The following is an 18,120-nucleotide window of genomic DNA, read 5'->3' as shown; positions in this document are numbered from 1 at the left end:
CGCAGCAGGCTTCCCGGAGAAACCCGACGCATGGATTCGTCAGCCAACTCTTTGATCAACCCCGACGCCCGCATGGGCCTCGCCACGGGCGCCGCAGCCGGCGCGGCGACGCCCGGTGCCGCGGACGAATTCGGCACCGGCGGCGGCTTCGCGCAGCGCCTCGGGTCGCTTTCGTCGCTGGGCGGCATGCGCGGCAACCCGCGCGCGCCGCTCATCGTCGCGGTCGCAGTGCTCGTCGCGGTCGTGGCCGCGCTCGTGCTGTGGTCGCGCGCGCCCGACTACAAGGTGCTGTACAGCAACCTCTCCGACCGTGACGGGGGCGCGATCATTACGGCGCTCCAGGCCGCAAACGTTCCCTACAAGTTTTCCGACGGCGGCGGCGCGATCCTCGTGCCCTCCGACGAAGTGAACGAAATGCGCCTGCGCCTCGCCTCCCAGGGCCTGCCCAAGAACGGTTCGGTCGGCTTCGAGCTGATGGACAACCAGAAGTTCGGCATCAGCCAGTTCGCCGAGCAGGTCAACTACCAGCGCGCGCTGGAGGGCGAGCTCGAGCAGACCATCGAATCGGTCGCGAGCGTGAAGTCGGCGCGCGTGCATCTGGCCATTCCGAAGCCCACCGTGTTCGTGCGCGACCGCGAGGCGCCCACCGCCTCCGTGCTCGTGAACCTGTACCCGGGCCGCGCGCTCGACGACGGCCAGGTGGCCGCGATCACGCACATGGTGGCTTCGGCGGTGCCGGACCTGCCCGTGCGCAACGTCACCGTGGTCGATCAGGACGGCAACCTGCTCACGCAGAACAGCTCGGGCGCCGGGCTCGACGCCTCGCAGCTCAAGTATGTGCACCAGGTGGAGCACGACACGCAGTCGCGCATCGACGCGATCCTCGCGCCCCTCTTCGGCGCCGGCAACGCGCGCTCGCAGGTGAGCGCCGACGTGGACTTCTCCAAGCTCGAGCAGACCTCCGAAGCCTACGGCCCGAACGGCAACCCGCAGCAAAGCGCGATTCGCAGCCAGCAGCAGAGCATTTCGACCGAAATGCAGCAAGGCGGCGCCTCGGGCGTGCCCGGCGCGCTCTCGAACCAGCCGCCGCAGCCGGCCTCGGCGCCGATCGACGCGCCCGCGGGCGCAAGCGGCGCGGCACCCGCCACGCCGATCTCGGACCACCGCGACACCACGACCAACTACGAGCTCGACAAGACCGTGCGCCACTACAGCCAGGCCCCGGGCGACGTCAAGCGGCTGTCGGTGGCGGTGATCGTGAACTACCAGCCGAAGCTCGACGCGAAGGGCCACGCGAGCATGCAGCCGCTCGACGCGCAAAAGCTCGCGCAGGTCGAACAGCTCGTGAAGGACGCCATGGGCTACGACGCGAAGCGCGGCGACTCGGTGAACGTGGTGAACGCCGCTTTCATCCCCGATACCGACGCGAACGCGAACCTGCCGTGGTGGCGCCAGCCCGACATCGTCGCGCTCGCGAAGCAGGTCGCAACGTGGCTCGGCATCGGCGCGGTCGCCTTGTTCCTCTACTTCGTGATGGTGAAGCCGGCGCTGCGCCGCGCATTCCCGCCGCCCGAGGCCGCCGCGCCGGCCCTGGCCGGAGCCGACGACGCCGAACCGCTGCTGCTCGACGGGCTGCCCCCCGCCGACCGGAAGCACGAGGACACGGACAGCGAAGCCGCCCTGCTCGCCTTCGAAAGCGAGAAGAACAAATTCGAGCGGAACCTGGAATACGCGCGCACGATCGCGCGCCAGGATCCGAAGATCGTCGCAACCGTCGTCAAGAACTGGGTGAACGATGAGCGCTGAAGGGGCTGTCAAGAGTGCACTGCTGCTGATGTCGATCGGCGAGGAAGAGGCCGCGGAGGTCTTCAAGTTCCTCGGCCCGCGCGAAGTGCAGAAGATCGGCACGGCCATGGCCACGCTGAAGAACGTCAAGCGCGAAGAGATCGAAGTCATCCTTCAGGAGTTCGTGAAGGAGGCGGAGCAGCACACGGCGTTCTCGCTCGACTCGAACGACTACATCCGCAACGTGCTCAACAAGGCGCTCGGCGAGGACAAGGCCGGCGCGATCATCGACCGCATCCTGCAGGGCGGCGACACGAGCGGCATCGAAGGGCTCAAGTGGATGGACTCGGGGTCGGTGGCCGAGCTCATCAAGAACGAGCATCCGCAGATCATCGCCACGATCCTCGTGCACCTCGACCGCGACCAGGCCTCCGAAATCGCCTCGTGCTTCAGCGAGCGCCTGCGCAACGACGTGCTGCTGCGCATCGCGACGCTCGACGGCATTCAGCCGCAGGCGCTGCGCGAACTCGACGACGTGCTCACGGGCCTGCTCTCGGGCAGCGACAACCTCAAGCGCAGCCCGATGGGCGGCATCCGCACGGCGGCCGAAATCCTCAACTTCATGACGAGCCAGCACGAGGAAGGCGTGCTCGAGAACGTGCGCCAGTACGACGCCGAACTCGCGCAGAAGATCATCGACCAGATGTTCGTGTTCGAGAACCTGCTCGACCTCGAAGACCGCGCGATCCAGCTCCTGCTCAAGGAAGTGGAGTCGGAGTCGCTCATCATCTCGCTCAAGGGCGCGCCGCCCGCGCTGCGCCAGAAGTTCCTCGCCAACATGTCGCAGCGCGCGGCCGAACTGCTCGCCGAAGACCTCGACGCGCGCGGCCCGGTGCGCGTGTCGGAAGTGGAAGCCCAGCAGCGGCGCATCCTGCAGATCGTGCGCAATCTGGCCGAGAGCGGCCAGATCGTGATCGGCGGCAAGGCGGAAGACGCGTATGTCTGACGAAACGGCGGCCACGGCGCAAGCCACGGCCCAGGCCAAAGCGAAAGCCTCGGCGTACCAGCGCTGGGAGATGGCGTCGTTCGACCCGCCGCCGCCCCCGCCCCCGCCGCCTTCGCCCGACGAAGAGGCCGCCTTCGAAGCCGAACTCCAGCGCCTGCGCGACGAAGCGCACACGCAAGGCGTGGCGGCGGGCCACGTGGCCGGCCAGGCGCTCGGCTACCAGGCCGGCTATGAGCAGGGCCACAAGCAGGGCTTCGAGCAGGGTCTCGCCGACGCCCGCGCCCAGGCGCGCCAGCTCGCGCAGATCGCCCAGCGTTTCTCCGATGCGCTCACCACTGTCGAAGCGGGCGTGGCCGACTCGCTCGTCGAGCTCGCGCTCGACATCGCCCAGCAGGTCGTGCGCCAGCACGTCCAGCACGACCCGACCGCGCTCGTCGCGGTGGCCCGCGAAGTGCTGGCCGCCGAGCCCGCGCTCGCCGGCTCGCCGCAGCTCGTGGTGAGCCCGGCCGATCTGCCGGTGGTGGAAGCCTATTTGCAGGAAGAACTCGAAGCGCGCGGCTGGACCGTGCGGACCGACCCGGCGCTCGAACGCGGCGGCTGCCGCGCCCAGGCCGCGACCGGTGAAGTGGAGGCAGGCGTCGCCTCGCGCTGGGAGCGTGTGGCCGCCGCGCTCGGCAAGGTGCGGACGTGGTGACGCCGCCGAACGGGTCTGTGGGCACGATCCACACGAACGGCATGACGCCGCTCGAACAGGAACTCGCGCTGGCCTCGTTCGGGCCGGCCGCGCACGATGCGGCGCACGCCGCCGGCACACCCGCCGAAGCCGCCGACGATGCCTCCCCGTTCCCGCCCTTTACCCCGCCGCCCCACTTCGATCCCGCCAACCCGCATCTGAAGTCCTGGAACGCGCTTCTCGCGGACGTGCGCCAGCGCAACGTGCGGGCGCGGCCGCTGCGCGCCTGCGGCCGCCTCACGCGCGCGGCGGGACTCGTGCTCGAAGCCGTGGGCCTGCGCCTCGCGGTGGGCGCGGAAGTGATGATCGAACTGCCGCCGGGCAGCACGCTGGCGATGGCCGAAGCCGAGGTGGTGGGCTTCGCGGGCGACAAGCTCTTTCTCATGCCCACGACCGAATTCGCGGGCCTCTTGCCCGGCGCGCGCGTGTGGCCGCTCGAAACCGCGCCCATCGCCGACCCCATGGCGGGCGCCAAGCGCCTGCCGGTGGGCTGGGGCATGCTCGGCCGCGTGGTGGATGCCTCGGGCAAGCCGCTCGACGGCCTCGGCCCGCTTGCGACCGAAGCCGACGCGCCGCTCACCGCGCCCTCGATCAACCCGCTCAACCGCGAGCCCATCCACAAGGTGCTCGACGTGGGCGTGCGCGCGATCAATGCCCTCCTCACGGTGGGGCGCGGCCAGCGCATGGGCCTCTTCGCGGGCTCGGGCGTGGGCAAGTCGGTGCTGCTCGGCACCATGGCGCGCGCCACGAGCGCCGAGGTGATCGTGATCGGCCTGATCGGCGAACGGGGCCGCGAAGTGAAGGAGTTCATCGAGCAGATCCTCGGGCCCGACGGGCTCGCGCGCTCGGTGGTGGTGGCCGCGCCGGCCGACGTTTCGCCGCTCCTGCGCATGCAGGGCGCCGCCTACGCCACGACGCTCGCCGAGTATTTCCGCGACCAGGGCAAGCACGTGCTGCTGCTGATGGACTCGCTCACGCGCTACGCCATGGCGCAGCGCGAGATCGCGCTCGCCATCGGCGAGCCGCCCGCCACCAAGGGCTACCCGCCTTCGGTGTTCGCGCGCCTGCCCGCGCTCGTCGAGCGCACCGGCAATGGCCCGGAAGGCGGCGGTTCGATTACGGCGTTCTATACTGTTCTGACCGAAGGCGACGACCAGCAGGACCCCATCGCCGATTCGGCGCGCGCGATCCTGGACGGCCACATCGTGCTGTCCAGAACGCTCGCGGAGGCCGGTCACTACCCGGCCATCGATATCGAAGCCTCGATCAGCCGCGCGATGACGGCGCTGATCGACGACCAGCATTTGAATCGCACGCGAGCGTTCAAGCAGATGCTCTCGCGTTACCAGCGCAACCGCGACCTCATCAATGTGGGCGCCTATGTGAGCGGGCGCGACGCGGTGCTCGACCGGGCGATCGCACTGTATCCGCGCATCGAGGCGTTCCTGCAGCAGGGCTATCGCGAGACGGCCAGCTACGAAGCGAGCCTCGATGCGCTCGGCACGCTCATCGGCCAGGCGGGCGGACCCAGGATGGGCCAGGGCCAGCAGGGATGAGCGCAACCGGACGGGGCAGGACGCAGGGCTGACGCCCGCGGGCCGGCCGACAAAGGAGCCAGGACATGACGAAGCAATCACCGCTGCAAACCCTCATCGGACTCGCGCAGGACGAGCTGGACGCCGCCGCGCAGCGGCTCGGCCGCATGCAGCGCGAGAAGACCGAGGCCGAAACGCAGCTCCAGTCGCTCGTCACGTATCGCGACGAGTACCACACGCGCTTCACCGAGTCGGCCCGCCACGGCATGGCGGCGGGCAACGTGCGCAACTTCCAGGCGTTCATCGACACGCTCGACAGCGCCATCGAACAGCAGCGCCGCCTCGTCGAACAGGCGAGCGCGCGCCTCGAGGCGGCGAAGCCGGAATGGCAGCGCAGCAAGCAGAAACTCGGCTCCTACGAAGTGCTGCAGGCGCGCCAGGACGACGTGGCCGCCCGCAACGAAGCGCGCCGCGAACAGCGCGACGCCGACGAGCACGCCGCGCGCATCCTGCGCATGCGTGCGGCGCAGCACCCGTGACACCCGCAACCGCACCGCATCCGAAGGAATCGGCATGACGATCCTCTTAGCTATCAGCTCGCTGCTCGGCGCCGTCGGGGACGCCGTTTCGGGCGCCACCGCCAGCCAGGCCAGCCAGGCAAGCCAGGGCTTCGCGCAGACACTCCAGCAAAGCATGGACGCGCAGCAGCAAAACAGCGCGCCCTCGCCGCAGCAGAGTGCGGGCAGCAGTTCGCCGGCTCAAGCGCAGCAGAGTGCGTCGTCGGCTTCATCCTCCTCCTCGCAGACGGCGTCCTCCGGCAATGCGCAGGGCAGCAGCGGGCAGCAGACGGCCTCGACCAGCAGCGGCTCGCAAGCCTCGGGCTCGGGCGCGCAGGGCGTGCAGCACACATGGGGCAAAGGGCAGCAGCACAGCAACGGGACCGCCACCCAGCAGCAGGCCGATGCCGCCGGCGCGCAGGCCGCAGCCGCGGCCATGCAGGCGCAAGCCCAGGCTCAGGCGCAAGCGCAAGCCGCGGCGGGCACGGCCGCGGCCGGCGAAGCCGGCGCGGACGCCGCGCTTCAGGGCCTCGCCTCCACGGCGGCCGCAGCCGCCGCAGGCGCGGCCACCGGCGGTTCGGGCGGCGCCACGGCGGACGGCGGCGCCTCCGGCAATCCGAAATCGGTTCACGACGCGCTGCAAGCCGCGCTGTCTTCGCTGCGCGGCGGCCAGGGCGCCATCTCGGCCCGCCTCTCCGCGACGGGCGGCGGCGCGGGCAACACCGCCACCGCGGGCGCGGGCGCCAATGCCACCAACGGCGCCGGCAGCGCGACGACCGGCACGGCCAGCAGCTTCGCGGCTCACTTCGCGACGCATACCGCCGACAAAGGCGCGGGCGACGTCAACGTCGCCTCCGGCGCGAGTGCGGGCGGGAGCCCCGCCCAGACTACGGCAGAAGCCGTCGCCGCGGCCGCGGCCGCCCAGCAGGGCACGACCCAGACGGCCGGAAGCGGCACGGGCCAGAGCGCCGCAGACGCGCTCACGGCCACCCAGGCGGCCGCCGCCGCGGCGGCCCAGCTCCAGGCCACCACGCTGGCGCCCACGGCCGCCGCGGCCGCCGGCGCGAACGGCGCCGCCCTGGCCCCGCAAGTGGGCACCTCCGACTGGGAAGACGCGCTCAGCCAGAAGGTGGTGTTCCTCTCGAACTCGGGTCAGTCGAGCGCCGAACTCACGCTCAATCCGAAGGATCTCGGCCCGCTCCAGGTCGTGCTGCAGGTCTCCGAAAGCCACGCTCATGCGCTCTTCGTCTCGCAGCACCAGCAGGTGCGCGAAGCCGTGGAAGCGGCCCTGCCGAAGCTGCGCGAGGCGATGGAGCAGAACGGCATTGGCCTTGGCAGCACGAGCGTGAGCGACAGCTTCGCACGCCAGGCGAACCAGCAGGGGCAGCAGAACAGCGGCGGCAACGGCAGCAGCGGCAGCGGCACGCGCACGGCCAGCAACGGCGGCACGACCCTCGACGACACCGCGCCCGTGACCGCCGCCACGGCCACGCAGCGCAGCGTGGGCCTGATCGACACGTTCGCCTGACCGGCGCAAGCGGCGCAAACGAGGCGACGGCGCGCATACCGCCGCCTCGATCCGCCCCCGCCCGCCCCCGACCCGACCGCCGACACAACCCACGCCCCCACCACACCGCCGCCCGCCGCCCCGCCTCGCGCGGGGAGCGGCGACCGTCCGGCCGCGCAGCCGATCCTTGCGCGCGCAACGGCGCACCGCCAGCTTTCCATCGCCTTTCGCAGCTTGTGCGACAAAAGCACGAGATAGCCGGAAATCCCCCTTCTATTCCTCCCATCGCTGCAAGCCAAAAGCCAGAACAATGCAAGCTACCGGCATTAACGGCCCCAGGCCCTTGCCCGGCATGTACGCAAGGCACACCGCAGGCACACCCGCAGGCTTAAAACCGACATGGCGACCACGACCGCAAACCAGCAAGCCGCGCCGCAGAGCGCAAAACCCGGCCCGATGAAGCGCCTTCTCGTGATCGCCGTCATTGCGATCCTTGCCGCCGGCGCCGCAGCCGGCGCGACGTGGTTCGTGATGCAGCGCCACGCCGCGAGCGAGCCCGCCGCGCCCACCGCGCCGGTGCCGGCCGTGCCCGTGTATTTCGCGCTCGAGCCGATGACGGTGAACCTGCAGTCCGACGACGGCGAAACGCACTACCTGCGCATCGGCCTCACGCTCAAGCTCGACACCCTGAAGACCCAGGACGAACTGCGCGACCGCATGCCCGAGATCCGCAGCCGCTTGCTGCTCGCGCTCTCGAACAAGCATCCCGAAGACCTCGCGACGCTCGACGGCAAGCACGCGCTCGCCACCGAGCTGGCCGCGCTGATCGCGCAGCCCACCGAACCGCACGGCACGCCCGCGCACGTCGAAGACGTGCTGTTCACCGAATTCGTCGTGCAGTGAGCGGCACACCCATGACTCAGCGCGCACCAGAGCTACGCACGCGGCCCGCGAGCGGCCGCGTCTCTCGCGGGGAGAGCCACGCATCATGAGCATGAACCACAGCGAGTTCATGTCCCAGGAGGAGGTCGATGCCCTCCTGAAGGGCGTCACCGGGGAGGTCGATTCCGACCCGAGCCAGACCGAGAAGCAAGGTGTTCGCCCCTACAACATCGCGACGCAGGAGCGCATCGTCCGCGGCCGGATGCCCGGCCTCGAGATCATCAACGAGCGCTTCGCGCGTCTGTTGCGCGTGGGCGTTTTCAACTTCATGCGCCGCACCGCCGAAATTTCGGTGGGGCCCGTGCGCGTGCAGAAGTACAGCGAATTCACCCGCAACCTGCCGATCCCGACGAACCTGAACCTCGTGCACGTGAAGCCGCTGCGCGGCACGTCGCTGTTCGTGTTCGACCCGAACCTCGTGTTCTTCGTGGTGGACAACCTGTTCGGCGGCGACGGGCGCTTTCACACGCGCGTGGAAGGCCGCGACTTCACGCAGACCGAACAGCGCATCATCGGCAAACTGCTCAACCTCGTGTTCGAGCACTACACCACCGCGTGGAAGAGCGTGCGGCCGCTGCAGTTCGAATTCGTGCGCTCCGAGATGCACACGCAGTTCGCCAACGTTGCCACGCCCAACGAGATCGTGATCGTCACGCAGTTCTCGATCGAGTTCGGGCCCACGGGCGGCACGCTGCACATCTGCATGCCCTACTCGATGATCGAGCCGATCCGCGACGTGCTCGCCTCGCCCATCCAGGGCGAAGTGCTCGACGTGGACCGCCGCTGGGTGCGCGTGCTCTCGCAGCAGGTACAGGCCGCCGAGGTGGAGCTCACCGCCGATCTCGCGCAGGTGCCCGTGACGTTCGAGCAGATCCTGAACATGCAGAAGGGCGACGTGCTGCCGCTGAACATTCCCGAACACATCGTCGCCAAGGTGGACGGCGTGCCGGTGATGGAATGCGGCTACGGAATTTTCAATGGTCAATACGCGTTGAGGGTCCAGAAGATGATCAGCGCAGCCGACACGATGAAGGAAGGTGGATATGAGTGACGTGAACGCCACGCCCGCAGACGAACCGATCCCCGCAGCAGCCGGTGCCGGCGCCGAAGCCGCTGCGCAAGCCCAGGACGACGACGCGATGGACGACTGGGCGAGCGCGCTGGCCGAGCAGAACGGCAACGAAGTGAGCGCGCCGTCGGCCACCACCGCGGGCGTGTTCCAGCCGCTCTCGAAGGTGAGCGCCACGAATACGCGCAACGACATCGACATGATCCTGGACATCCCGGTCCAGATGACCGTCGAGCTCGGGCGCACCAAGATCGCGATCCGCAACCTGCTGCAACTCGCGCAGGGGTCGGTGGTGGAACTGGACGGCCTCGCGGGCGAGCCCATGGACGTGCTCGTGAACGGCTGCCTGATCGCCCAGGGCGAAGTGGTGGTGGTGAACGACAAGTTCGGCATTCGCCTGACCGACATCATCACGCCGTCCGAGCGGATCCGGAAGCTCAACCGATGAAACCGCTGGCAGGACGCGGCGGCAAGGCGGCGCTCGCGTCTTGCCGGCGCCGCACGATCGGGGCCGTGAACGCGTTGAAGGGGGCGAGCGCCGCCATTGCCTGCGCCGCCATCCCGATGCTCGCCGCGTTCGCACCGCTCGCCGCGCAGGCGGCGGACCTCAAGGCCGTGAACGAGGCCGCGGCGTTGGGTGCATCCAGTGCATCCAGTGCATCGGGCGCCGTTGCGGCTTCGGCGGCCTCGGGCACCGCGGTGCTCGGCGCAGGCAGCGCCGTGCCCGCACTCGGCTTCGGCGCCGTGCTGCAAACCGTGTTCGGCCTGGCGGTGGTGATCGCCGTGGTGTTCGGCTGCGCCTGGCTCGCCCGGCGCCTCGGCCTGCAAGGCGCGCCGCGCAATGCGCTCGTGAAGACCGTGGGCGGCGCTTCGCTCGGCGGCAAGGAGCGCGTGGCCGTCGTCGAGATCGGCGACACCTGGCTCGTACTCGGCGCCGCACCCGGCAACGTGCGGCTTCTCCACACCATGCCCGCCGGCACCGCGCCGCAGGGCGCGCCTGCCGGTCCCCTCGCGGACCCAGCAGGTCCTCTCGCAGGCAGCTTCGGACAACGCTTTCGTGACGCGCTGAAAAACGAAGCCGGCAAACGATTCAGGCGTCACGACGGCGGAGCGCAGTAAATGCACAGCAGTTCCCTCCACGCAACGCACGGTTGCGACGCGCGCGGCACCGCCCGCGCCCGTATCGCACCCGGTCGCGTCCTGCCCCTCGTACTGGGCTTCGGCGGCGCGGCCCTTGCGCTGACGCTGCCGCACGCGGCCTGGGCCCAGGCCGCACAGCCCATGGGCCTGCCCGCCTTCACCACGAGCGCGGGCCCCGGCGGCGGCACGACGTACTCGCTGAGCGTGCAGACGATGCTGCTGCTCACGATGCTGTCGTTCCTGCCGGCGATGCTGCTGATGATGACGAGCTTCACGCGCATCATCATCGTGCTTTCGCTGCTGCGCCAGGCGCTCGGCACGACCACCACGCCGCCCAACCAGGTGCTGGTGGGCCTTGCGCTCTTTCTCACGCTGTTCATCATGTCGCCCGTGATCGACAAGGCGTACAACGACGGCTACAAGCCTTTCTCGGCGGGCACGCTGCCGATGGACGAGGCGGTCTCGCGCGGCGTCGCGCCGTTCAAGACCTTCATGCTGCGCCAGACGCGCGAATCGGACCTCGCGCTCTTCGCGCGCATTTCGCACGCGGCGCCCATGCAGGGCCCCGAGGACGTGCCGCTCACGCTGCTCGTGCCGGCGTTCGTGACGAGCGAGCTGAAGACGGGTTTCCAGATCGGCTTCACCATCTTCATCCCGTTCCTCATCATCGACCTGGTGGTGGCGAGCGTGCTGATGTCGATGGGGATGATGATGGTCTCGCCCATCACGATCTCGTTGCCGTTCAAGCTCATGCTGTTCGTGCTCGTGGACGGCTGGCAGCTTTTGATCGGCTCGCTCGCGCAGAGCTTCACGTAAGGAGAGACGCCCATGACGCCCGAAATGGTCATGACGATGGCCCACGACGCGATGTACGTCGCGATGCTGGTGGCCGCGCCTCTGCTGCTCGTCTCGCTCGTGGTGGGCCTGCTGGTGAGCCTGTTTCAGGCCGCCACGCAGATCAACGAAACCACGCTCACGTTCATTCCCAAGCTCATCGCCATCGCGCTCACGCTCGTGCTGATCGGGCCGTGGATGCTGCAGACGCTGCTCGACTACATGCACCGCATGTTCGCGAGCATTCCGGCGGTCGCGGGCTAAAGCCCGCCTTCAGGCTCGCCGCGCGATGTTCTCGGTCACCTATGCGCAGCTGAACATCTGGCTCACCGCGTTCCTGTGGCCGTTCACGCGCATGCTCGCGCTGATCGCGGCGGCGCCCGTGCTCGGCAACAAGTCGCTGCAGTCGCGCGTGAAGATCGGCCTCGCGGCGTTCACCACGCTCATCGTCGCGCCCACGCTCGGACCCATGCCGCAGGTCACGGTGTTTTCGGCGTCCGGGGTGTGGATCCTCGCGAACCAGGTCCTGATCGGACTTGCGCTCGGCTTCACCATGCAGATCGTGTTCGGCGTCGTCACGGCGGCGGGCGACCTCATGGGACTCGGCATGGGGCTCGGCTTCGCCTCGTTCTTCGACCCGATGGCGGACACCAATGCCTCGGCGGTTTCGAGCCTCTTCAACATGATCGCGATGATGACCTTTCTCGTCTTCGACGGTCATCTGCAAATGATCGCGGCGCTCGTCGCCTCGTTCCAGTCGGTGCCGGTTTCCGCAGACGTGCTCGGTGCCGCGGGTTGGCGGCAGATCTCGGATTTCGGTTCGATCGTGATTGCCACGGGGCTGCTGCTTTCGCTGCCGGTGGTGGTCGCGCTGCTGATCGCCAACCTGTGCCTCGGCATTCTGAACCGCGCGGCGCCGCAGATCGGCATCTTTCAGGTGGGGTTCGCGCTGACCACGCTCGTGGGGATTACGCTCACGCTGATGATGGTGCCCAATCTGATTCCGTTCTTCGGGCGGCTCTTCGATATCGGAATCGACGAGATGGGGCGGGTGGCCGGCGGGTTGCGGCCGGCGGGGTAGCCTCCCGCCCCGCCCCTTCCCTGCGCTCGTCCTGCCCTGGGTTGCACAGCAGGGCATGACATGGCACAAGACCTCACCGTTGTTTTGCAAATTCCGATGGAAGTACGGAGTACGCTGGACGCTCCTGAACCTTGGCTGGAATTGCAATGGCGGATATCTTTATCAAGATTGACGGTATTTCTGGAGAGTCGCGGGATGCAGCGCACCCTGACGAAGTCGAGGTGCTTCATTGGGGCTGGCATATAGCGCAACAATCCGGCATGCATTCCGGTTCAGGAGGCGGGGCGGCAAAGGCCTCGGTTTCGGATTTACATTTCACGCACGCGATAGACCGTGCAAGCCCCAATCTGGCGAGCTACTGCTTTCAGGGAAAGCCTGTTCCGAGAGTCGTGCTGACCATGCGCAAAGCCGGTGGTGTGCCGCTCGAATACCTGAGATACACCCTGTCCGAGGTGATGGTCACGCGTGTTGAACCGGCCGCGGGCGCCGGACTAGTACTGGAACACGTCGCGCTATCTTTTGCGCGAATGAAGCAAGAGTATGTCGTACAAGGTGCAACGGGCGGCAGCCAGGGTACGGTAACTGCGCTAATTGACGTGAAACAGAACAGTGCCGCCTCGAACCGGCTTTTTGGCTGAGGCGACGATGAACGATTACGAACGGCTCATAAGCGACGCGACGCCGGAGAAGGCACGCAGGTACAGCTATGACGGGAAGTCCATAGACGCCCAGACACTCTTCCTGTGCGTAACGGCCGAGGAAATTTGCAAATATTTCCACATAAAAGACTATAACGGCGTGACTGGCGTAGTGATGATTTTACTGGGTCGTCCGTGGATTTCAACGCGCGCAAAGCCTGGGGGAGCGACTGCGGGAACCTCGATCGCTTCGCTTGTCCTTCGGGCTTTGGTCGATATCAATTTCGAAAAAGCCATTTTACCTACACTGACAACCCGGTCAGCGAGGCGATTTCAATTTTCCATGACGCGAAATCTGGGCGCGTTTATCGGCCGCTGGATACCGTGGGCCGGCGCAATGCTGACGGCTTATGATGTGGTGAAGATCGCCGCCCGCTCCCTGGCGCATTACAACGATATTGTCGATGAAGAGGATCGTATAAATGACGCAACAGAAGGGAGTTTCGGTTGAGCTGGAAGCTTTTTTCCGCAAAGAAGCGGGGGTCCCGGACAAACTGGAAATACTCCCGTCGAGCGTTATCGAGGACGACTTCGGAATAACCGGAGATGATGCCAATATTTTAATGGATGCGTTCTTTAGAGAATTTCCCGTTGAGCGAGGGGATTACGATTTTCATCGATACTTCGAAATGGAAGCATCCGGTTTTCCCATCCCATTTTTAGACAAATGGATTAAAAGAAGGATATTGGGCGCACGCCAATACGTCAGGCAATCGCTCAACGTCTCGATGCTCCAACGTGCCATTGACCGGGGTATCTGGGATAGCCAGAGCTTGCAGGAACGGGGCGACACACCGCCCCCTGGCAAATGAATGGCGAGAAAGGTCGTCGCCGTAGGGCGGCTGTCGCGCCTCTACGGTGACGTTGCATTGCAGGTCCGCCGTGCAGCCCCACGCAGACCAGAGGGTCCAGGGCGGCACCGCAGCCAGAAACCGCGCACCACCCCCGCCCCTCCCTCGACCCGCTTTACGGATTGATGTACTGGAAGAGCGAAAGCCCCTGCGTGGTAGCGAAACTCTTCTGCGAAGCCGTCAACGCATTTTCCAGCTGCGTGTACTGGCTGATCGCCGAAGTCATGTCCGTGCTCGTGAGATTCGACAGATTGGTGGTGGTCTGCAGCGCGCTCGTGGACGTCACCGACTGCAGCGCGGTCACTTCCTGCTCGCGCCCGCCCACCGAAGCGTGAATCGTAATCACGTTGTTCAGCGAATTGCTGAGCGCCGTCATGCCGGTCGTGAGCGCATTGGTGAGGTTCGCGCTCGCGGCCGTGTTGCCCTGCGACGGCGTATTGAGCGCGTTGATCACGTTGTCGAGCGTCTGGAAGATGTTGCTGTTCGTCGACGCCGAACCGGGCGTGACCGAGAACGAATCGCCGCTCGCGGGCGTGCCCGAGATCGTCACGTTCATGCCGCTGCCGAGCGAGATCGCCGAGCCCGCCGTGTAGGCCGTCGGGCCCACCACGTTGCCGGGCGACGGCTGGCTGTTGTCCGTCACCGTGTACTGCAGCGTGCCGGTCGCATCGCTGAACGAGATCGAGTAGTTGTCGTTGTTGGTCGAGGCCGTGGAATTGGTCACCGTGACCGGGCCGATCGTGCCTGTGCCGGTGTTGTTCGCATTGCCCGCGGGCACCTGCGCCGAGCCCACCGAAGGCACGCTCATGAACACCGAGCTGCCCGTGTCGCCCACCGCGATCTGGCGCGTGCTGGACACCTGGACGAGACGCTGGCCCGAATCGCCGTTGTAGGTAACGGCGCCGGCCGAGTTGGTCGAAAACACCTGCGAGGTGCTCTGGAAGCCCGAGAAGATGTAGTTGCCCTGGCCGTCGGTGGTGTTGGCGAGCGAGAGCAACTGGTTGCGGTAGCCCTCCAGCTGCTGCGCGAGCGCCGTGTCGTTCGTGTTGTTGAGCGTGCCGCCCGCTGCTTCCTGCATCAGCGAGTTCGCGCTTTGCAGCGTGGTCGTGATGCTCTGGAGCGTCGAGTCCTCGGTCTGCAGCGACGAGAGCGCCGTGTTCTGGTTCGTCGCGTACTGCGAGAGCGTCGCGCTCGTGGCCGAGAGCTGCACCGCTTCGGCCGCGCCGAGCGGATCGTCGGCCGGGTTCGTGAGCGCCACGCCCGACGAGATCTGCTGCTCGATCTGCAGCAGTTGCGACTGCTGGCTCTCCATGTTGGAGACGCTGGTGGTGTAGAGCTGGGAAGTCGCGATACGCATGGGTCAGCGCCTCACTGGAAAATGCCGATCAGGGTCTGGAACAGCGTGGCCGCCGTCTGGATCACCTTGCTGTTGGCCTGATAAAGCTGTTCGTACTGCATCAGGTTGGCCGCCTCTTCGTCGAGGTTCACGCCCTGCACCGACTGCTGCTGCGAGGTGAGCTGCGTGACGAGCGACTGCTGCGAGGTGCTGGAAGCCTGCAACTGCGTGGCCGTGTTGCCGACCGAGTTCACGTAGTTCGCGTAGGCGCTCGTGAGCGTGGCGGAGCCGTTGAACTGCGTGCTCGACGTGAGGTTCGCGAGCGCGAGCGCATTGCGGCCGTCCTGCGAGCCGCTCGTGTTCGCCGAGATCGTGAAGGTGTCGTTGTTGGCCGGCGCACCGCTCATCGTGAAGCTCACGTTGTTCACGCCGTCGGCCGCCGGGCCGGTGATCGTGAACGTGGCGCCCGTGCTCGAATCGTAGTTCACCGTCTGCGTGGCCGAGGTGATCGCCACCGAGGTCGGCGTGGACGAACCGGGCGTCGTGATGCTGACCGTGGTGCCAACCGGGAAACCCGAGAGCGTGCCCACGGTGCCCGAGGCCGGCGCCGTGTAGGTGAGCTTGACGGGCGTCGAAGGCACCGTGTAGCCGGAGGTAACGGTGCCCGGCGTGACCGTGGCCGAGCCCGTGTTCGCGGTGCCCGCCGCAACCAGCACCGGCGCGGCGGCCGCGATGGCGGTGGCGCTCGTGGCGGCCACGGCGAAGCTGTCGAGCGCGTTGCCGGTCGGCTGGATCGTGTACGAGTCGCCGTTGTTCATCGTGCCCGAACTCACCGTGATGCTGAGCCCCCCGGCGGTAAACGGCGTGGTGCTGCTGGGCGCCGTGGTGGTCGAGCCCATCACCGTGTTGGTCGTCGTATCGGTGAGCGTCCAGGTGCCGGTGCCGCTCGCGGTCGAATACGAGAGCGCGTAGGTGTCGGTGGACGGCTGCGTCGGGTTGGTGAGCGTCACGCCCACGGCCGCATTGCCCGTGTTCGCCGTGTTGCCCGTGACGAGCGCCGGGCTCACCGAGAAGAGCGCGCCGCCCGGCTGGCCGTTGAGCGTGTAGCCCAGTTCGTTCTGGTTGTTGACCTGCGCCGCGAAGCTCGTGGCGATGGCGCCGAGCTGCGCCTCGGCCGGATCGAGCGTGTTCTGCACGAACGAGACGAGGCCGCCCACGGTACCGCCTTGCAGCGCAGCGGAGGAAAGCGGCTGGGGCGTGGAATTCGAACCCGCGAGGCCCGTCCACGTCACGGTGAGTTCGGCCGAGTTGGTGCTCGACGGCTGCGTGGCGAGGTTGTAGCTCTGGTTGCTCACGACGAGCGGCTGGCCGTTGCCGAGGAACACGCTGTAGCCGTTGTTGCTCTGCACCACCTGCACGCCGACCAGCTGCGAAAGGTTCGCCACGGCCTGGTCGCGCGCGTCGAGGAGCTGGTTCGGCTGCTGGCCGTTCGTGGTGGCCGTCGTGATCTGCGCGTTGAGCTGCGCGATCTGCTGCGAGTACGAGTTGATCTGCGTGACCGAGTTCGAGAGCTGCGTGTTCACGCCCTGGCGCATCGAGTCGTACTGCTGGCCGGCCGCGTTGATCTGGGCGGCGAGCGTCTGCGCGTTCGAGAGCGCGGTCTGCATCGTCGAGGTGTTCGACGGCGCGTTCGCGACCGACTGCAGGCCGGTGAAGAACGAGGTGATCGAGGTCGCGATGCCCGAGGTCGGGCTGCCGACGAGGTTCGACAGCTGCGAAGCCAGGTTGTACGACGCGGTGAGCGAGCTGTTGCTGGACTGCGCGTTGTTGAGCGCGGTCGTGAGGTACTGGCTGTAGGCGCGCTGGACCGTCGCCGTGGTGACGCCGTTGCCGAGATAGCCCGAGCCCGTCTGCTGGCCGCTTGCCTCGGCGAAAACGGGCGACTCGACGTCATAACCCGGGGTGGACGAGTTGCTGATGTTCTCGCCCGAAGTCGCGATCCCGATCTGGGCCGCCTGCAAACCGCTCAAACCGATCGAGTAGATATTCGTGGTCATGCGTGATCCTCGTGAACGTCCGTCCGCCGGGGGCGGCCACGTTGGGTGGACTCCCTCTTATAACGGCAGAACGCGACGAAAATTGAGTGCCGGGGCGCGCGAAATCCGCCTCGAAAACGTTTGGCCGAAGCGGCCCGGCCGGGCCGCTGCGCTGGGCAAATGCGCGGGACGGTTCCGGAGAACGGGACCGTGCGGTCTATCAGGCGCGCGCGAGCGAGCGGCGCTTCATTTCGAGCTGCGTGATGTAGCGCTGCAGGCTGTTTTCGGTCGAACCCGGCAGCGACTCGAAGCGCAGGCCGAGGTGGTAGCGGCGCTCGCCGTTGGGCAGGTCGATGAAGCGCATCACCACGAGCGCCAGATCCACGCGCAGCTTGCCGTGCGCGCGCAGGTCGAGCTCGACGTCGGCCAGCACTTCGCCACTGACGATCGTGGCGGCGCGATCGTCGTTCGTGCGCAGGCCCACGCCGCCCAGCGAAACGTCGTGCACCTCGAAGGCGAAGCGCTCGCCGTCCGCCAGCGTGCCGCGGCAGACGCACGGGTCCAGCACCGGCGTATCCACGCGGAAGTACTCGCGGCGCTGCACGTAGAAGAGCACGTCGGGAAACGACGCCTCGAACGCGGGCCGGCCTTCGAATTCGGTGCGCCGCGGCGTGAGGGTGGTGAATTCCACGCGCACGCCGTCGGGCGAAGCGTGGAACTGGCATTGCGCGGTCTCGAGCACGCCCGAGTTCTGCTCGGCGAGCGCGCCCCAGTCGAACACGAAGGTGCGCGCGCGCGGATCGACCTCCAGGATGCGCGTGACGAGCTGGCCGCCGCGGTACTGGAGGGTGAGGAAATCGCCGCGATTGGCGAGGTTGCGCAACTGCACGCCCACTTCGAGCGGGTTGCGGCGACCAAAGTCGGGGATCTCGCCTTCGTCCCCTGCCTGGTCCTGTTGATTCGACTGAACGGTATTCATCGGGCTGCCGGAATTTCGTGAACGTGCCGGC

General features: G+C 67.3%; 19 protein-coding genes. 16 read left to right on the top strand and 3 right to left on the bottom strand.

Features of this window, described 5'->3' with window-relative positions; all coding sequences use genetic code 11:
• Positions 1 to 30 precede the first annotated feature (30 nt).
• The 16 genes from fliF (at position 31) to BFE01S_RS23540 (ending at position 13,699) form a co-directional block, all read left to right on the top strand.
• The gene (fliF, locus tag BFE01S_RS23615; RefSeq protein WP_028227625.1) at positions 31 to 1,806 is read left to right on the top strand and encodes a flagellar basal-body MS-ring/collar protein FliF; all 1,776 of its coding nucleotides are present in this window, start codon (positions 31 to 33) and stop codon (positions 1,804 to 1,806) included.
• Positions 1,796 to 2,791 carry a flagellar motor switch protein FliG gene (gene fliG, locus BFE01S_RS23610; RefSeq protein ID WP_028227624.1) on the top strand — a complete coding sequence of 332 codons (996 nt, stop codon included), beginning with the start codon at positions 1,796 to 1,798 and terminating at the stop codon, positions 2,789 to 2,791. The genes fliF and fliG overlap by 11 nt, the downstream gene beginning before the upstream one ends.
• Positions 2,784 to 3,485 carry a flagellar assembly protein FliH gene (fliH, locus tag BFE01S_RS23605; protein ID WP_028227623.1) on the top strand — a complete coding sequence of 234 codons (702 nt, stop codon included), beginning with the start codon at positions 2,784 to 2,786 and terminating at the stop codon, positions 3,483 to 3,485. Before fliG ends, fliH begins: the two co-directional genes overlap by 8 nt.
• Complete coding sequence (gene fliI / locus BFE01S_RS39885) at positions 3,479 to 5,080, top strand: flagellar protein export ATPase FliI (protein WP_042338337.1); 1,602 nt, start codon at positions 3,479 to 3,481, stop codon at positions 5,078 to 5,080. The genes fliH and fliI overlap by 7 nt, the downstream gene beginning before the upstream one ends.
• Positions 5,081 to 5,145: 65 nt before the next feature.
• Positions 5,146 to 5,598, top strand: coding sequence for a flagellar export protein FliJ (fliJ, locus tag BFE01S_RS23595; RefSeq protein ID WP_028227622.1), 453 nt, complete (start codon positions 5,146 to 5,148; stop codon positions 5,596 to 5,598).
• A gap of 34 nt (positions 5,599 to 5,632) precedes the next feature.
• The gene (locus BFE01S_RS23590) at positions 5,633 to 7,144 is read left to right on the top strand and encodes a flagellar hook-length control protein FliK (RefSeq protein WP_028227621.1); all 1,512 of its coding nucleotides are present in this window, start codon (positions 5,633 to 5,635) and stop codon (positions 7,142 to 7,144) included.
• A gap of 378 nt (positions 7,145 to 7,522) precedes the next feature.
• On the top strand, positions 7,523 to 8,026 hold the full coding sequence (gene fliL, locus BFE01S_RS23585) for a flagellar basal body-associated protein FliL (protein ID WP_028227620.1): 504 nt from the start codon (positions 7,523 to 7,525) through the stop codon (positions 8,024 to 8,026).
• A 91-nt stretch (positions 8,027 to 8,117) separates the two neighbouring features.
• Positions 8,118 to 9,116, top strand: a complete 999-nt coding sequence (fliM, locus tag BFE01S_RS23580; protein ID WP_028227619.1) for a flagellar motor switch protein FliM — start codon at positions 8,118 to 8,120, stop codon at positions 9,114 to 9,116.
• A complete protein-coding gene (fliN, locus tag BFE01S_RS23575) occupies positions 9,109 to 9,582 on the top strand; it encodes a flagellar motor switch protein FliN (protein WP_028227618.1) in 474 nt (157 codons plus the stop codon). Before fliM ends, fliN begins: the two co-directional genes overlap by 8 nt.
• A complete protein-coding gene (gene fliO, locus BFE01S_RS23570; RefSeq protein WP_084170113.1) occupies positions 9,579 to 10,253 on the top strand; it encodes a flagellar biosynthetic protein FliO in 675 nt (224 codons plus the stop codon). Before fliN ends, fliO begins: the two co-directional genes overlap by 4 nt.
• Positions 10,254 to 11,090 (top strand): flagellar type III secretion system pore protein FliP, encoded by an 837-nt coding sequence (gene fliP, locus BFE01S_RS39880; RefSeq protein ID WP_042338336.1) that lies wholly within the window; start codon positions 10,254 to 10,256, stop codon positions 11,088 to 11,090.
• 12 nt (positions 11,091 to 11,102) lie between these two features.
• The gene (gene fliQ / locus BFE01S_RS23560; RefSeq protein ID WP_028227616.1) at positions 11,103 to 11,372 is read left to right on the top strand and encodes a flagellar biosynthesis protein FliQ; all 270 of its coding nucleotides are present in this window, start codon (positions 11,103 to 11,105) and stop codon (positions 11,370 to 11,372) included.
• 25 nt (positions 11,373 to 11,397) lie between these two features.
• The gene (fliR, locus tag BFE01S_RS23555) at positions 11,398 to 12,189 is read left to right on the top strand and encodes a flagellar biosynthetic protein FliR (RefSeq protein ID WP_028227615.1); all 792 of its coding nucleotides are present in this window, start codon (positions 11,398 to 11,400) and stop codon (positions 12,187 to 12,189) included.
• Between the two features lie 146 nt (positions 12,190 to 12,335).
• Positions 12,336 to 12,827: an Hcp family type VI secretion system effector gene (locus BFE01S_RS23550; RefSeq protein ID WP_028227614.1), complete on the top strand. Its 492-nt coding sequence runs from the start codon at positions 12,336 to 12,338 to the stop codon at positions 12,825 to 12,827.
• Positions 12,828 to 12,834: 7 nt separating this feature from the next.
• The gene (locus BFE01S_RS23545) at positions 12,835 to 13,338 is read left to right on the top strand and encodes an STM2901 family protein (protein ID WP_156967130.1); all 504 of its coding nucleotides are present in this window, start codon (positions 12,835 to 12,837) and stop codon (positions 13,336 to 13,338) included.
• Entirely contained in the window at positions 13,310 to 13,699 is a 390-nt protein-coding gene (locus BFE01S_RS23540; RefSeq protein ID WP_028227612.1) for a DUF1493 family protein, read from the top strand. Before BFE01S_RS23545 ends, BFE01S_RS23540 begins: the two co-directional genes overlap by 29 nt.
• 154 nt (positions 13,700 to 13,853) lie before the next feature.
• Here BFE01S_RS23540 and flgL read toward each other — a convergent pair whose 3' ends face one another.
• The 3 genes from flgL to BFE01S_RS23525 form a co-directional block, all read right to left on the bottom strand.
• Entirely contained in the window at positions 13,854 to 15,095 is a 1,242-nt protein-coding gene (gene flgL, locus BFE01S_RS23535) for a flagellar hook-associated protein FlgL (protein ID WP_028227611.1), read from the bottom strand.
• An 11-nt stretch (positions 15,096 to 15,106) separates the two neighbouring features.
• Complete coding sequence (gene flgK, locus BFE01S_RS23530; RefSeq protein WP_028227610.1) at positions 15,107 to 17,131, bottom strand: flagellar hook-associated protein FlgK; 2,025 nt, start codon at positions 17,129 to 17,131, stop codon at positions 15,107 to 15,109.
• A gap of 199 nt (positions 17,132 to 17,330) precedes the next feature.
• Positions 17,331 to 18,089, bottom strand: coding sequence for a flagellar brake protein (locus tag BFE01S_RS23525; protein ID WP_028227609.1), 759 nt, complete (start codon positions 18,087 to 18,089; stop codon positions 17,331 to 17,333).
• Positions 18,090 to 18,120: the final 31 nt, after the last annotated feature.

The sequence above is a fragment of the Paraburkholderia ferrariae NBRC 106233 genome (assembly GCF_000685035.1).
GTDB lineage: Bacteria > Pseudomonadota > Gammaproteobacteria > Burkholderiales > Burkholderiaceae > Paraburkholderia > Paraburkholderia ferrariae.
The sequence above is the reverse complement of the archived record's forward strand: the minus strand, read 5'-3'. Positions and strand labels throughout refer to the sequence as shown.

Excerpts from the sequence above, each read along its gene's own strand:
- fliF (WP_028227625.1), top strand. The coding sequence starts at position 31 with ATGGATTCGTCAGCCAACTCTTTGATCAACCCCGACGCCCGCATGGGC.
- fliG (WP_028227624.1), top strand. The coding sequence starts at position 1,796 with ATGAGCGCTGAAGGGGCTGTCAAGAGTGCACTGCTGCTGATGTCGATC.
- fliH (WP_028227623.1), top strand. The coding sequence starts at position 2,784 with ATGTCTGACGAAACGGCGGCCACGGCGCAAGCCACGGCCCAGGCCAAA.
- fliJ (WP_028227622.1), top strand. The coding sequence starts at position 5,146 with ATGACGAAGCAATCACCGCTGCAAACCCTCATCGGACTCGCGCAGGAC.
- BFE01S_RS23590 (WP_028227621.1), top strand. The coding sequence starts at position 5,633 with ATGACGATCCTCTTAGCTATCAGCTCGCTGCTCGGCGCCGTCGGGGAC.
- fliL (WP_028227620.1), top strand. The coding sequence starts at position 7,523 with ATGGCGACCACGACCGCAAACCAGCAAGCCGCGCCGCAGAGCGCAAAA.
- fliM (WP_028227619.1), top strand. The coding sequence starts at position 8,118 with ATGAACCACAGCGAGTTCATGTCCCAGGAGGAGGTCGATGCCCTCCTG.
- fliN (WP_028227618.1), top strand. The coding sequence starts at position 9,109 with ATGAGTGACGTGAACGCCACGCCCGCAGACGAACCGATCCCCGCAGCA.
- fliO (WP_084170113.1), top strand. The coding sequence starts at position 9,579 with ATGAAACCGCTGGCAGGACGCGGCGGCAAGGCGGCGCTCGCGTCTTGC.
- fliP (WP_042338336.1), top strand. The coding sequence starts at position 10,254 with ATGCACAGCAGTTCCCTCCACGCAACGCACGGTTGCGACGCGCGCGGC.
- fliQ (WP_028227616.1), top strand. The coding sequence starts at position 11,103 with ATGACGCCCGAAATGGTCATGACGATGGCCCACGACGCGATGTACGTC.
- fliR (WP_028227615.1), top strand. The coding sequence starts at position 11,398 with ATGTTCTCGGTCACCTATGCGCAGCTGAACATCTGGCTCACCGCGTTC.
- BFE01S_RS23550 (WP_028227614.1), top strand. The coding sequence starts at position 12,336 with ATGGCGGATATCTTTATCAAGATTGACGGTATTTCTGGAGAGTCGCGG.
- BFE01S_RS23545 (WP_156967130.1), top strand. The coding sequence starts at position 12,835 with ATGAACGATTACGAACGGCTCATAAGCGACGCGACGCCGGAGAAGGCA.
- BFE01S_RS23540 (WP_028227612.1), top strand. The coding sequence starts at position 13,310 with ATGACGCAACAGAAGGGAGTTTCGGTTGAGCTGGAAGCTTTTTTCCGC.
- flgL (WP_028227611.1), bottom strand. The coding sequence starts at position 15,095 with ATGCGTATCGCGACTTCCCAGCTCTACACCACCAGCGTCTCCAACATG.
- flgK (WP_028227610.1), bottom strand. The coding sequence starts at position 17,131 with ATGACCACGAATATCTACTCGATCGGTTTGAGCGGTTTGCAGGCGGCC.
- BFE01S_RS23525 (WP_028227609.1), bottom strand. The coding sequence starts at position 18,089 with ATGAATACCGTTCAGTCGAATCAACAGGACCAGGCAGGGGACGAAGGC.